Source organism: Mesorhizobium sp. ESP6-5 (genome assembly GCF_020164695.1).
Lineage (GTDB): Bacteria > Pseudomonadota > Alphaproteobacteria > Rhizobiales > Rhizobiaceae > Mesorhizobium > Mesorhizobium australicum.
Genome location: NZ_JAIUGR010000013.1, coordinates 130,761 through 144,777, shown reverse-complemented (window position 1 = coordinate 144,777; position 14,017 = coordinate 130,761). Strand labels below are relative to the sequence as shown.

The 14,017-nt window shown below is 63.6% G+C and carries 12 protein-coding genes; 8 read left to right on the top strand and 4 right to left on the bottom strand.

The genetic code is table 11. The features are described from left to right. Window positions 1-52: 52 nt before the first annotated feature. A complete protein-coding gene (locus LB524_RS21760) occupies window positions 53-979 on the bottom strand; it encodes a LysR substrate-binding domain-containing protein (protein WP_224530015.1) in 927 nt (308 codons plus the stop codon). A gap of 90 nt (window positions 980-1,069) precedes the next feature. Here LB524_RS21760 and LB524_RS21755 point away from each other — a divergent pair, with 90 nt between their 5' ends. Continuing rightward, window positions 1,070-1,963, top strand: a complete 894-nt coding sequence (locus tag LB524_RS21755; RefSeq protein WP_224530011.1) for a DMT family transporter — start codon at window positions 1,070-1,072, stop codon at window positions 1,961-1,963. Window positions 1,964-2,096: 133 nt separating this feature from the next. Continuing rightward, window positions 2,097-2,858: a hypothetical protein gene (locus tag LB524_RS21750; RefSeq protein WP_224530008.1), complete on the top strand. Its 762-nt coding sequence runs from the start codon at window positions 2,097-2,099 to the stop codon at window positions 2,856-2,858. A gap of 23 nt (window positions 2,859-2,881) precedes the next feature. On the opposite strand, the gene mutL is transcribed toward LB524_RS21750, so the two are convergent. Both mutL and LB524_RS21740 read right to left on the bottom strand, forming a co-directional pair. After that, window positions 2,882-4,771 (bottom strand): DNA mismatch repair endonuclease MutL, encoded by a 1,890-nt coding sequence (gene mutL / locus LB524_RS21745; RefSeq protein WP_224530006.1) that lies wholly within the window; start codon window positions 4,769-4,771, stop codon window positions 2,882-2,884. 43 nt (window positions 4,772-4,814) lie between these two features. After that, on the bottom strand, window positions 4,815-5,717 hold the full coding sequence (locus LB524_RS21740; protein WP_224530004.1) for a LysR substrate-binding domain-containing protein: 903 nt from the start codon (window positions 5,715-5,717) through the stop codon (window positions 4,815-4,817). 92 nt (window positions 5,718-5,809) lie between these two features. Between LB524_RS21740 and LB524_RS21735 the strand changes: the two genes are divergently transcribed. From LB524_RS21735 to LB524_RS21710, 6 genes are all read left to right on the top strand, one after another. Next, window positions 5,810-7,360, top strand: coding sequence for a trimethylamine methyltransferase family protein (locus LB524_RS21735; protein ID WP_224530002.1), 1,551 nt, complete (start codon window positions 5,810-5,812; stop codon window positions 7,358-7,360). Between the two features lie 44 nt (window positions 7,361-7,404). Beyond that, entirely contained in the window at window positions 7,405-9,054 is a 1,650-nt protein-coding gene (locus LB524_RS21730) for an ABC transporter substrate-binding protein (RefSeq protein ID WP_224530000.1), read from the top strand. A gap of 73 nt (window positions 9,055-9,127) precedes the next feature. Continuing rightward, window positions 9,128-11,110 carry an FAD-dependent oxidoreductase gene (locus tag LB524_RS21725; protein WP_224529989.1) on the top strand — a complete coding sequence of 661 codons (1,983 nt, stop codon included), beginning with the start codon at window positions 9,128-9,130 and terminating at the stop codon, window positions 11,108-11,110. 52 nt (window positions 11,111-11,162) lie between these two features. Next, on the top strand, window positions 11,163-12,272 hold the full coding sequence (locus tag LB524_RS21720) for a mandelate racemase/muconate lactonizing enzyme family protein (RefSeq protein WP_224529985.1): 1,110 nt from the start codon (window positions 11,163-11,165) through the stop codon (window positions 12,270-12,272). 145 nt (window positions 12,273-12,417) lie between these two features. Further along, a complete protein-coding gene (locus LB524_RS21715; RefSeq protein WP_224529983.1) occupies window positions 12,418-12,894 on the top strand; it encodes a DUF3828 domain-containing protein in 477 nt (158 codons plus the stop codon). A 4-nt stretch (window positions 12,895-12,898) separates the two neighbouring features. Next, window positions 12,899-13,507 carry a hypothetical protein gene (locus LB524_RS21710; RefSeq protein WP_140617116.1) on the top strand — a complete coding sequence of 203 codons (609 nt, stop codon included), beginning with the start codon at window positions 12,899-12,901 and terminating at the stop codon, window positions 13,505-13,507. A gap of 8 nt (window positions 13,508-13,515) precedes the next feature. Here LB524_RS21710 and queF read toward each other — a convergent pair whose 3' ends face one another. After that, a complete protein-coding gene (queF, locus tag LB524_RS21705) occupies window positions 13,516-13,977 on the bottom strand; it encodes a preQ(1) synthase (protein WP_140717669.1) in 462 nt (153 codons plus the stop codon). Between the last annotated feature and the right edge of the window lie 40 nt (window positions 13,978-14,017).

Genomic DNA, 14,017 nt, shown 5'->3' with positions numbered 1-14,017 from the left:
TCACGCGATTTCCAGCAGCGGCCGTCACGTATTCTCCGAGATGCGTCAGAGCCTAATCCTCATCCTGCAGGAAAGCTTCCAGCCTTGCCGAAGCAAGCCCGGCCTGTTCGGCAATGCGCCTGGCGAGATCCGCGGCGGCCGCGCGCGGCCGGCCCACCGGACGATCCAGCCAGTAGGAAACGGGATTGAGCACGGTGCGATCGTCAACGGCGACAAGGCGGCCGGACTGTATCTGGTGCTCGGTGAGCGGCGGCCGCGCCAGCGCGATGCCGAGGCCATGAGCCGCTGCATCGAGCACCAGATTGTAATCCTCGAAACGACGGTCTTGCGGGCGCGGCCGGTAGTCCATGTCCTGCGCGGCCAACCAGGCGCGCCAGCCCGAAGCGTCGGAATCGTTGATCAGCGGGAATTTGAGCAGCCGGGCTGGATCGCCGCTGCCGATCTCCCGTGCGAGGCCCGGCGAGGCGATCGGGAAGAGATATTCTTCGAACAGTTGCACCGAGACACGGCCCGGGATGCGGCCGCGACCGCAGCGCACCGACAGATCGATGCCTTCGTCGGCGAGATCGGCCTGGCGGTTGTCGACATCGAGCACGATGCGCAGGCGGGGGGGATCGTTCTCCAGCGCCGCCATGCGCGGCATCAGCCACAGGCCGCTCACCGAAGGAATGGAGGCCAGGCGCACCACCGCGGTGCCGCGCGGCTCCACCCACCGGTCGGAATTGACCGAGATCAGCGCGAAGGCTTCGGTGGTCCTGAGATGCAGGCGATTGCCTCCGTTGGTCAGCGTCACGCCGCGCGCGCCGCGCTCGAAAACCTTCAGGCCAAGCCAGTCCTCGAGTTTGGCGACCTGCCGGCTGACCGCGCCATGTGTGAGGTTGAGTTTTTCGGCGGCGGCCGAGAAGCTCCCCGTGCGCGCCGCCGCGTCGAAAGCGCGCAACGTCTCCAAGGGCAGCATACTGTTCGAGCTGTGATCCATGCTCACAGGTGACCCTCGATTTGGTCGTTTGTCAATTGACCTGGAAAGGCGTTTCCTGCTCCCGAGACCTGAAGAATCCGAGGCACTGGGATGAGCATGACGACAGGCACGTTGAATTCGACACAGCGGATGGACACCACGGCCGCCATTGCCGTGGCGCTGACGGTGATCGGCTGGGCCTCCGCCTTCCCGGCGATCCGGGCCGGGCTCGCCGCCTTTCAGCCGCTGGAGCTTGGCGCCCTGCGCTTTGCCATCGCCGCCGTGCCGGCGGCGATCTTCCTTGCCGTCAAGCGTCCGGCTCTGCCCAGGATTGGCGATCTCTGGCGCTTCGCCTTTGGCGGCGCCATTTTCGTCGCGCTCTACACGGCGATGCTCAATTTCGGCGAACTGACGGTCTCGGCCGGAGCGGCGGGCTTCATCATCAATGTCAGCCCCATCTTTACCGCCATCATGGCAATGGCGCTGCTCGGCGAGCGCTTCTCCGGCCTGGCCTGGATCGGCACGGTCATCTCCTTCGCCGGCATCGGCATCATCGCCGTCGCCGACGGGCGTGGCCTTCATTTCAATGCCGGCGCGCTGCTGGTACTTGGCTCGGCCCTCTGCTCGGCCGTCAACACCATCGTCCAGAAGCCGCTGTTTGCCCGTCATCATCCGCTAACGATCGCGGCGTCCAACATGGTGCTCGGCGCGCTCTGCCTGGCGCCCTTCCTGCCCACCGCTCTGCAGCAGGCCGCTGTCGCCAACACTGCCGGCCTCGGCGCCGTCATCTATCTCGGCATCGTGCCGAGCCTGATTGCCTATGCGGCGTGGGCAACCGCGCTGTCGCGCCTGCCGGCGGCGCGTGCCTCGAACTTCCTCTATCTGGTCTCGCCGATGTCGGCCCTGATCGGCTTCTTCTGGCTGGGCGAGGTGCCGACGCTGCTCGGCATCCTCGGCGGCGCGCTGGCGCTCGGCGGCGTCATCGTGGTGAATTTGAAGCGCTGATTCAAAAGCTTGCGATCTTTCCCTGACTCGTGTCGGGAACCACCGATTTCATCGCCAGTTGACGGCTGCCGCAAGGCAAGGCAACTGTCACTCGGTCTTGGCGGATGGTCGTCGCGGGCGCTGCGAGGTCGGGATGGGAAGACGTTTTATCTCAACGGTCGTTTGCTTGTTGCTGCTTAACGCGAAAGCCGTCGCGGGTTGGTACCACGTGGAAAGCTACGAGGGTTTCCTCGGGCCATCTCCCATCCATTTCTCCATACAGACATATGATAGCTTAGGCAGCGCGCCAAAGGTCGATGGAAGCTACTTCTACGACGCGAAGCAGAGCCCGATTGCGCTGTATGGCACGGTCACCGGCACCAAGTTCGTGCTTTGCGAGATTTCAGACGACAAGGAATTCTATCGGATAATTGTGCAGGGGCCGAGACCCGCTGTCGATGCCACAAGCTGCCCATTCTCCCTCGACCTCAATGGAAACGCTATGACCGGAAGCTGGAGCAAGGGCACTGATAGATATCCCGTCACCCTCAAGAAAATAGCGAGCCTGGATGACACTGGCGAGGCGAAGATCGATGGCACGGTCGAGATTTCCTTCTGGGCGCAGACAGCCACCGACAGGTTTTCGGGAATTTACACGAATACCAGCGCCGGCCTTTGCATGGAAAAAATGCGTGTCGTCAAAAAGAGCAGCCGCAAGGTTGTCCAGGAAATTACTTTCGCCGATGACGACGCGTGCAGTGCCGGCATGCTGATGACGACCATCTATATGAACGTCGAGAAATGGGTGGAGCGAGGCAAGGACGTCATTTCCGTGAATTTTCGAGGCGGTGGCGCCGGAACCGCGGTCGACTACGTCTTCAATTCACGGACAAGGAAATATCAGCGGAGGAAGTGAGGGCTGGCCGCCGGGCAGCCGTTTCACCGCCGTCCGAACAGCCGCTCGATGTCGGCCAGCTTCAGCTCGATATAGGTCGGGCGGCCATGATTGCAGGTGCCTGAGCCCGGCGTCGCTTCCATCTGGCGCAGCAGAGCGTTCATCTCCTCGGCCTTGAGCAGCCGCCCGGAGCGCACCGAGCCATGGCAGGCCATGGTGGCGGCGATCTTGTCCAGCCGTTCCTTGAGCGTCTCGACCGTGTCGTTGTCGGCAATCTCGTCGGCGAGGTCGCGGACCAATTGCTGGACGTTGGTCTCACCGAGCATCGACGGCGTCTCGCGCACGGCGACCGCACCCGGTCCGAAACGCTCGATGCCGAGGCCGAAGCGGGCGAGCGTTTCGGAATGCACGGCCAGCCGCTCGGCGTCCTCCTCCGGCAGGTCGACAATCTCGGGCAGAAGCAGCATCTGTGACGGCACCGGCCGCGCGTGCAGCGCGTTCTTCAGCGCCTCGTAAACCAGCCGCTCATGCGCCGCGTGCTGGTCCACGATGATGAGGGAATCCTTGGTCTGGGCGACGATATAGTTCTCATGCACCTGCGCGCGCGCGGCCCCCAGCACCGCGCCGAGCAGCGTCTCCGCCGCCTCGCTCTGCCCGGCGCGCGCATCGGCGCTGGCAAGCGGGCCGGCATCGAACGCGGCTTGCTCATTTTCGCCAAATCCGCCCGGTCTTGCGCCGGTGTGTTCAAAGCCCGGGCTGTCGAATTGCATGTCGAGCGGCCGCTGCGGCGAGCGCGCGGGATCGAAGCCGGCGGCGCCTGAAGCGCGATAGGCCGCGTCGTAGCTGCGATGGCCATTGGCCGGGCCGGGATGTGCATAGGACGGGCTGCCCGGCCGGAACGCTGCCATCATGCCGGCGGCGCCGGTGGTGGCCGAGCGGATGCCGGCATCGGCCAACGCCTGCCGGATCGCGCCGACAATCAACCCGCGCACGAGGCCCGGATCGCGGAAGCGGACATCGGCTTTGGCCGGGTGGACGTTGACGTCGACGATGGCCGGATCGAGCGAAAGAAACAGGACCGTCACCGCATGGCGGTCGCGCGGCAGGACGTCGGCGAAGGCGCCACGGATCGCTCCGGCGATCAGCTTGTCGCGCACCGGGCGGCCGTTGACATAGGCATATTGCTGCAATGCGTTGGCGCGGGTGAAGGAGGGGATCGACACATGGCCGGTCAGGTGCACGCCTTCGCGCATCGCATCGATGGCAATGGAATTGTCGGGAAAGTCGGCGCCCATCACCTGCGCGACCCGGCGCAGGCTGCCGTCCGCGCTGTCGTCGGTGGCCGGCAGTTCCAGCGTCGTGCGGTCGGAACCGGCCAGCGTGAAACGCACCATGGGGAAGGCGATGGCGATGCGCTTGACCACATCGCTGATCGCCGAGCTTTCGGCGCGTTCGCCCTTCATGAATTTCAGCCGCGCCGGCGTGGCGAAGAACAGGTCGCGCACCTCGACGGTCGTGCCGCGATTGGCCGCCGCTGGCTTGATTGGCAGGACGCGGCCGCCCTCGATGCCGATCTCTGCGGCGCTGTCGCTAGAGGCCGTGCGCGAGCGGATCGACAGCCGCGACACCGAGCCGATCGATGGCAGCGCTTCGCCGCGAAAGCCGAGCGAACGAATGTCGTTGATATCCTCGGTGAGCTTGGAGGTGCAGTGGCGTGCAATGGCCAGCGCCAGTTCCCGTTCAGGAATGCCAAAGCCGTCGTCGGTGACGCGGATCAGGTTCAGCCCGCCGCCCGATGTGACGACTTCTACCTTGCTGGCCCCGGCATCGAGCGCATTCTCGACCAGTTCCTTGACCACGCTCGCCGGACGCTCGATGACTTCGCCGGCGGCGATCTGGTTGATCATCGTTTCGGAAAGCTGGCGGATGGGCATCCTCTGATCTTACACGGATTCGGTGGGCGCGCGCGAGGCCACTTTACGCCTGCGCCAGCAGCCAATCCCTGACCTTGCGCGCATTGTCGCTGAGCTCGCGGTTCTTCGGCCAGATGACGTAGAACGCGGTGCCCGTCTTCATGATGTGGTCCGTCACCGGCACCAGCAGCCCGGTCGACAGCAGCCGCTCGACAAGGTGGCGCCAGCCGAGCGCGATGCCTTGCCCCTCCATGACCGCCTGGATCACAATCGCATAGTCATTGATGCGCAAGCCACGCTCCGCATTGCGGAGACTGGCTCCGGCCGACCGGAACCATTCGTCCCAGTTCGGGGCCTCGCGATAGGGCTCTTCCAGATGAATGAGGCGGTGTGTCGCCAGTTGCTCGACGGTCTCGGGCCGGCCGAATTTCGTCAGATAACTGGGACCCGCGACCGGAAAGATCTCTTCGTCGGAGAGCGCTAGCGAGTGGTAGTCCGGCCAGTCGCGTGGCACGCCTCCGCGCACGGCAAGCGGAATGCCTTCCGGGATGATGTCGAGATCTCGGTCGCCGGTCTGGATGCGCAGATCGATGCCCGGCAGTTCGTCGCGGAACCTCTGCAGGCGCGGCATCATCCAGAACGAGCCGAAGGCGGTCGACGCGGCGAGCGTCACATGGCCGCCAGTCGCCTGCAGGCGAAGGTCCTCCGCCGACTTGCGGATGTGGGAAAGGCCGAGCGAGACGTCGGCATGGAAGCGCTCGCCGGCCTCGGTCAGGCTGACCTGGCGGTGGCGGCGCTGGAACAGCGTGGCGCCAAGCTGTTCCTCCAACCCACGCACGGCATAGGAAACTGCGGCCTGCGTCATGCCGAGCTCGCGCCCGGCGGCGGTGAAACTCGACAACCGGCCGGCCGCCTCGAAGACGATCAGGCTGCCGGCGGAGGGCAGGAGGTGGCGAAGGCTTCGCATAAGCTCAGCTTATACAAGAGATCAGGATTTTCCAGCGTCACAGTCGGATTTCACCTCGCTAAGTTGACCGGGATCGAAGGGATGGAGGCTCCATGAACGCACCGGCCACTGAATTGACCGAGCAAACCCATCGCCGTGGTGGTGGCCGTCTCGGGCGCAAGGCGATGAGGAGCGCGCCGATTGCCTCGTTCCCGACCCTGGTGCGCCAGATCCCGGTCTATGAGATCGTTCCCGATGAGGCGGTGGAACTGATCCACGAGGAGTCGCTCAAGATACTCGAAGAAGTGGGCTGCGAATTCCGCGACGACGGAGCCATCGAGCTCTGGAAGGCGGCTGGGGCCGATGTCAGGGAAACGCGCGTGCGTATCGACCGCGCGCTGCTGATGGAGCTCGTCTCGAAAGTCCCATCCGAATTCACGCTCAATGCGCGCAATCCCGAGCGCACGGTCCGCGTTGGCGGCAAGAACTCGATCTTCGTGCCGATGTATGGCGCGCCCTACATACGCGACCTCGACAACAACAGGCGCTACGGCACGCTTGCCGACCTCAACAATTTCCACAAGCTCGCCTACATGGCGCCGGCGCTGCATTCCTCGAGTTCGGTCATCTGCGAGCCGATGGAAATCGCCGTGCCGAAGCGGCATCTGCATATCATCCATTCGGCGCTGAAACATTCCGACAAGCCGTTCATGGGCATCGTGACGTCCAAGGAGCGCGCCGAGGACACGATGGCGATGGCTGCAATCGTCTTCGGCGAGGAGTTCGTCCGCGAAAACCCGGTGCTGGTGGCGATCACCAACTGCAATTCGCCGCTGGTCTGGGACGCCACCATGATCGACGCGATGCGGGTCTATGCAAGCCACAATCAGCCGCTGATCCTGGCGCCGTTCGCGCTCTGCGGCGCCTCGACCGCGGCGTCGGCCGTCGGCGCGGTGGCGCAGGTCAATGCCGAGGCGCTCGCCGGCGTGGCCCTGACCCAGCTCATCCGTCCCGGTTCGCCCCAGATCTACGGCCAGTTCATGGTCACGGTCGACATGAAGACCGGCGCTCCCATGGGCGGCACGCCGGAGGCCGCCCAGATGATGTATCTGATGGGTGCGCTGGCGCGGAAATACAAACTGCCGTGGCGCACATCGGGCTTTCATGTCGGCTCGAAGCTCAACGATGCCCAGGCTGGCTATGAGGCGAACATGCTGATGCATGCAGCCATCCTCGCCGGCGCCAACTACATCTGGCATTCGGCCGGATGGCTGGAAGCGGGTCTCACTTGCGGTTACTCGAAATTCGCCACCGACTGCGAACAGCTTGTCGGCTGGTACAAATATGCCGGCGGCCTGCCTTTCGACGATTTCAAGGAAGCGATGGCAGCGATCCGCGAAGTCGGGCCGCAGGGCCATTTCCTCGGCACCCAGCACACGCTCGAGCATTTCGAGAAGGCTTTCTTCATGCCGAGCATCATGGACTTCAACTCCTACGAACAATGGAAGGCGGAAGGGGCGAAGGACCACGACACGCGCGGCCGCGAGAAGGCGCGCAACATGCTTGCCGACTATGAGGAGCCGAAACTCGACGAGGGCATCGCCGACGGTCTCAAGGATTTGATCGCGCGGCGCGAGGAAAAACTGCCTGACAGCGTTAGTTGAAAAAGCAGGCAAAGACCTCACGGGAACAACAAGGGGAGAATGACATGACGATTTTCACAAGCAACGGCGATCGTGTGCCGCCCGCTATCGAAGCGATGGCGGCGGAAGCGAAGGCGGGTCGCATGGACCGGCGGGAGTTCCTGGCGCTGGCCAGCGCGCTTGGTGCGTCGACCGCATTTGCCTATGGCATGATCGGCCTCGCCGCGCCGACGCAAGCTGTGGCCGAGGAACCGAAGAAGGGCGGGACGCTGCACGTCTCGATGGCGGTGAAAGCGCAGAAGGATCCGCGCACTTACGATTGGGTGGAACTGGCCAATATCTCGCGTTGCTGGCTGGAGCCGCTGGTGCGCTACACCAGGCAATTCACCTTCGAGCCGGTGCTGCTCGAAAGCTGGGACATCAACGACGACGCCACCGAATACACGCTGCATGTGCGCAAGGGCGTCACCTGGAACAATGGCGATGCCTTCAGCGCCGATGACGTGGTGCACAATGTGACGCGCTGGTGCGAGAAGGGCGTCGCCGGCAACTCGATGGCGGCCCGCGTCGGTGCGCTGATCGATGCCAAGACCGGCAAGGCCAGGGACGGCGCCATCACCAAGGTCGACGACAACACGGTCAAGCTGAAGCTCAGCGAGCCCGATATTTCGCTTATTCCCAATTTCACCGATTATCCGGCGCTCATCGTGCACCGCAATTTCGACGCCGATGGCGCCGACCCGATCAAGAAGCCGATCGGCACGGGAGCGTTTGAGTTGGTTTCTTACGACGTCGGCCAGAAGGCGGTGGTCAAGCGCCGCGAGAACGGCAAATGGTGGGGCGGCGAGGCGCCACTCGACGGTATCGAATTCATCGACTACGGCACCGATTTCAACGCCACGGTGAACGCATTCGATTCCGGTGAGATCGACCTCAACTTCGAGTCGCCCGCCGACTTCATCGACATTCTCGACAAGATGGGGCTGCAGAAGTCGGAGGTCGCGACCGCCACCACGCTGGTTGCCCGCACCAACATCACGCACAAGCCCTACGACGATCAGCGCGTTCGCAATGCGCTGCAGATGGCGGTCGACAACAACGCGGTGCTGCAGCTTGGCTACAACGGCCGCGGCACAGTCGGCGAGAACCACCATGTCAGTCCGATCCATCCGGAATACTATGCCCTGCCCAAGAAAGAGCGCGACGCCGCCGGCGCCAAGAAGCTGATGGCGGACGCCGGTCAGGCCGACTTCGAGCACGAGCTGATCACCATCGAGGACGACTGGCAGAAGAACACCGGCGACGCGATCGCCGGCCAGCTGCGTGACGCCGGCATCAAGGTCAAGCGCACGGTGCTGCCGGGCTCGACCTTCTGGAACGACTGGACGAAATATCCCTATTCGATGACCATCTGGTACATGCGCCCGCTCGGTGTCCAGGTGCTGGCGCTGGGTTATCGCACCGGCGAGGCGTGGAACGAATCGGCCTATTCCAATCCCGATTTCGACGCCAAGCTCAAGCAGGCGCTCTCGCTCATCGATGTCGCCAAGCGCAAGGAGGTGATGAAGGATGTCGAGCAGATCCTGCAGGACTCCGGCGTCATCATCCAGCCGTTCTGGCAGAAGCTCTACAGCCACACGAACAAGAAGGTGAAGAACTACGGCGTCCACCAGACCTTCGAGATGGACCTCCAGAACGTCTGGCTGGACGCCTGACGCCAGAAGTTCTGCCACACGGCGCCGGCGCTCCCTTGCGCCGGCGCAATGCCGCCGATGGGGAAGAATTTGCATGTCCGGCCGGGTCTTCAAACGTTTGTTCGAGCCGGCCACCTTGCGTGGCAAAACATTGCGCAACAGGATCGTGTTTGGAGCCCATACGGCGAACATGGCCGAGAACGGGCTGCCGACCGAACGCCATGTCGGCTACTACGCCGAACGCGCCATCGGCGGGGCCGGCATGATCGTGGTCGAGCCGATGCCCGTGCATCAGGCCGCCGTGCTTACCCGTGGCAATTTCAGCCCGTCCGATGACCGCGTCATTCCGCATTTCCGCAAGGTGACGGAGGCGATCCGCGGCAACGGCGCCGTCGCCATCCAGCAGCTCTACCATGTCGGTCAGCACGCGGACGCGGACAACTCGTTTCACCCCGGTTGGTCGCCTTCCGGCCTGCCGAGCTACCACGATTCCGACGGCTCGCATCGGATGTCCGAAGCCGAGATCGAAGAAACGATCGACGGCTTCGTCCAGGCCGCGCGCCGTTGCCACCAGGCCGGCTTCGACGGCGTCGAGGTCTGGGCGGCGTACCATTCGATGCTGGACCAGTTCTGGACACCTTGGTCGAACCGCCGGGACGACCGATGGGGCGGCAGCCTCGAGAACCGCACCCGCATGAGCCGTGAGGTGATGACCAGGATTCGCCGGGAATGCGGCGATGATTTTATCATCGGTCTCGCGATCAATGATGAGCCCGAAGTCGAAGTGGCGCTGAAGCGCGAAGCGCTGGCCGAGATCATCGACCTCCACGACCGCGATGCCTTGATGGACTATGTCACTTGCGGAACGGGTTCCTACTTCGATTTCTACAAGATCATGCCGACCTTTGTTTACCCGGAGAAGCTCGGTGCCGACCTGGCGTCCGTGCTCAAATCCACCGTGCGTCACGCGTTGATCACCGCCGAGAGCCATATCCGCACGCCCGAGAACGCCGAGAGCGTGCTGAGCGAAGGCCGTGCCGATCTCGTTTCCATCGTGCGTGGGCAGATCGCCGATCCGCATCTGGCTGCAAAGGCTGCCGCCGGCCGGCCGCAGGACATTCGCGGCTGCCTGTCCTGCAACCAGATGTGCTGGGGCCGGCGCAGCCGTGACTACTGGATCAGCTGCGTCATCAATCCTTCCGCGGGGCGGGAATGGGAGTGGGGCGGCGACCGCTTTGCTCCGGCCGGCCAGCCGAAGCGCGTACTGGTCGTCGGTGGCGGCCCGGCCGGTCTCGAAGCGGCGCGCGCCGCGGCCGAGCGCGGCCATCGCGTCACGCTGGCCGAGGCATCCGATCGCCTTGGGGGGCAGTTCCGTCTTGCCGGGCTGCAGCCGCGCCGTGCCCAGATTCTGGACCTGATCGACTGGTATGAGCGCCAGCTCGGCCAGCTCCAGGTCGATATCCGCTACGGGCAGTATGTCGAGGCCGACGATGTCGAGCGCGAAGGCGCCGATCACGTCATCGTGGCGACCGGCTCGATGCCACCGGACGGCGCTTTCCAGCGGGCCTTGCCGCACTGGGAGAGCATTCCGGGCGGCGGTCCGGTGCTCTCGGCCGAAGCGGTGATGGCGCGCGAGGCGAGGCCGGGAAAAAATGTTCTCTTGCTGGACGATGGCGGCAATTGGAAGGGCTGCGGCACCGCCTGGAAACTGGCCGAGGATGGTCACAATGTAACGCTTGTGACACCGGACGCCCTGGTCGGCAAAGAGCTTCAGCGAATGGCCGTCGATGCGCCGCTGCGACGGGCACTCGCCAAGCTGAAGGTGCGGTTTGTGACCGAGAGCGCCGTCGTTCATTGGGACGGCAGGGTGGCCAGGATCGCTTCGCTGCTCGACGGGACCGAGCAGCAGGTCGAGGCCGACGCTTTGGTCTTCGCCACCACCAGCATGGCGCAGGACAGCCTGTCCATCGAGCTCGAAAGGCGCGGAATTGCGCATACCTCCATCGGCGATTGTACCGCCTCCAGACAGGCGGCATTTGCCATTCATGACGGGCGCAAGGTGGCGCTTGGTCTTTGACCATGGCGAAAGGCGCCAGACCAGGCAAGGCATGAACGAGGCTAATGTCTGAATGCGTATCAGGTCAATCAAAGTCTATCAGACGCTTCTGCCTGTTAAAGGCGGTGCCTACCGGATGGCCAGCGACACCGTGCAGAATTTGGACAGCACGCTGGTTGAAGTCACCACCGAGGATGGACTGTCAGGCTGGGGTGAGACTTGCCCGATCGGCCCTGTTTATCAACCCCAGCATGCTCTGGGCGCGAGAGCGGCAATTGCTGAAATAGCGCCGGGACTCATCGGCGAGGACACAGCGTCCATGCGCCGCCTCGCCAAACGAATGGACGAACGGCTGAACGGTCACAACTATGCCAAGGCGGCCTTGGACATAGCTCTCCTCGACCTCGCCGGCCAGCGGCTGGGCGTCCCTGTTTCAACACTTCTCGGTGGTGCGCTCACCGATCGCGTGCCGTCATACTACTCGACGACCGTCGGTGCTCCGGACGAGACCGCGCGTATTGCCGCCGACAAGGTCAACGCCGGATATCCACGGCTTCAGATCAAGATCGGCGGGCGGGATCTCGAACAAGACGTCGCCACTGTGCACAAAGTATGGGAGGCGGTTGGCTTCAGGGCCCGCATAGCCGTCGACGCCAATCGCGGCCTGACTGCTGCCGCGGCGCTGCACATCGATCGGCTTTGCCAGGCAATCCCGTTCGTGTTCGAACAGCCTTGCAACACCATGGAGGAAGTCGCAGGCCTCAAAGGGCGCGTTACGCATCCGATCTATCTCGATGAGAGTACCGAGGATTTGAATGCCGTGCTTCGGGCAGTTTCGTCAGGTATCGCCGACGGATTCGGATTGAAGGTCACCCGTCTTGGTGGTCTGACCAAGATGGCCACGGTCCGCGACCTGTGTGCGATACGATCTCTTCCGCACAGCTGCGACGATGCCTGGGGCGGAGACGTCATCGCCGCGGCATGCGTCCACCTCGCCGCTACCGTCGAGCCGAGACGTTTTGAGGGAGCCTGGATCGCGCAGGAGTACATCGAAGGGCATACTGATCCCGCAAACCCGATCGTGATCGAGAACGGGCATATACGCGTCCCGCAGATCCCAGGGCTCGGTGTCAAGCCTGAGCGCTCCCAACTCAACGCGCCGATCGCCACTTTCGGAAACTAAGGATCGTTGGATTTGATCTATGCAAGCAGACGCGCCGCCCGGAGGAGGCTTCATGAGCCGCAAAAAAGCCGATATGCACGATGCGTGGTATTGATTGCCTTCCGCAGTCAAACATTCGGGGAAATCCATGCATTCGGGGAAATCCATGAAACTGCTGCTCGCTGCCATCCTGTCGATTGCCACACCAGCCGCGGCATTGGCCGGCCCGGCGTCCGACGCCGTGAAGTTCTTCTATGTCCCGCAGGTCAAGTTCGAGGCCGACGCGCAATACCGCGATCGCTTCACCGAGCCGGTGACGAAACTGTTCGACCTCAACGACCAGGCCAACAAGAAGAATCCGGACCAGGTCGCCTGTATCGACTTCGACCCCGGCCTCGACGCGCAGGATTTCGACCAGAAGGCCCTTTCCAGGACACTGAAGCTGTCCGAGACGGTGGAGGGCGATACGGCGCAGGTGGTGGCGAGTTTCAGTCTTTTTCCGGAAGGAGACGATTCGCAGCGCGAAATGCACTGGTCGCTGAAGAAGGTCGACGGCAAGTGGAAGATATCGGACATTGCATCGAAGACCAGCGACTGGACGCTGAGCCAGCTCGAATGCATGGCGGGCCAAGATCCGGAGTGATGCGATGGCCGGTCGCACGCTTCTTTTGTTCTCGGCCGTGTGCCTGCTGGCGGCGGACTTGAACGGCGCGGCCGCTCAGGGGCTGTTGGGCGCGCCGCCGGCAAAAGCTCCGGCCGGGACCGCGCCCGATGACAGCGTGACGCCGCCGGCAACCCCGCCTGGCGGCGCCGCGGAGCCGCCGACCCCACCCGTCGCATCGCCGCCAAGCGAGCCTGCCGCTCCAATCCAGCCGGGGTCGCCGACAGCGGTGGTGCGGCCGTTCTACGATCAGGTCGGCCTGGAGGTCGATCCTGCTCAGCGCGGCCATTTCATCGATCCGGCGAAAGCCGTGCTCGACAAGAGCGATGCCTTGCGCAAATCCGGGCAGGGCGAGTGCCTGGACCCCAACATGGCGCTCGACAATGCGGACTACGACAAGGCCGAGATCGACAAGAGCCTCAAGACGCTCGAAGCGATCAATGGCGACCAGGCCAAGGTGATCGTCGCCTTCGTCGTCGCCGGTAACCCGCACCGCCTCGAATGGAAGTTCAAGAAGGTCGATGGCGAATGGAAGATAGCGGACCTTTTGTCGGTGACCGGCGAATGGGCGCTCAGCCAGTACCAGTGCGAATGATGGCCGAACTAGCCGCGCCCGCGATAGGGGGCGACGCCGGTATCCGGCAGCCAGGCGCCTTCGGGCGGAGCGCCGGTCTGCCAGAACACATCGATCGGAATGCCGCCGCGCGGATACCAATAGCCGCCTATGCGCAACCAGAGCGGCTTGGTCGCGGCCACGATGCGGCGTCCGATCATCACCGTGCAGTCTTCATGGAAGGCGCCATGGTTGCGAAACGAGGTCATGAACAGCTTGAGCGACTTCGATTCCACCAGGGCGGCATCGGGTGCGTAGTCGATGACGATGTGGGCGAAATCCGGCTGTCCGGTCACTGGGCAGAGCGAGGTGAATTCCGGGCAGGTAAAGCGCACGATCGCCGGCGGCCCGTCGCCGCGCGAAAACGGCACGGTTTCCAGGACCGCGGCTTCGGGGCTCTGTGGCGTCTCGACGTGCGTGCCGAGCTGGGTGAGATTTTTGGTATCGATCATATGCGGTTTCCCTTGGATTTGCCGCTCATTAGCACAAATT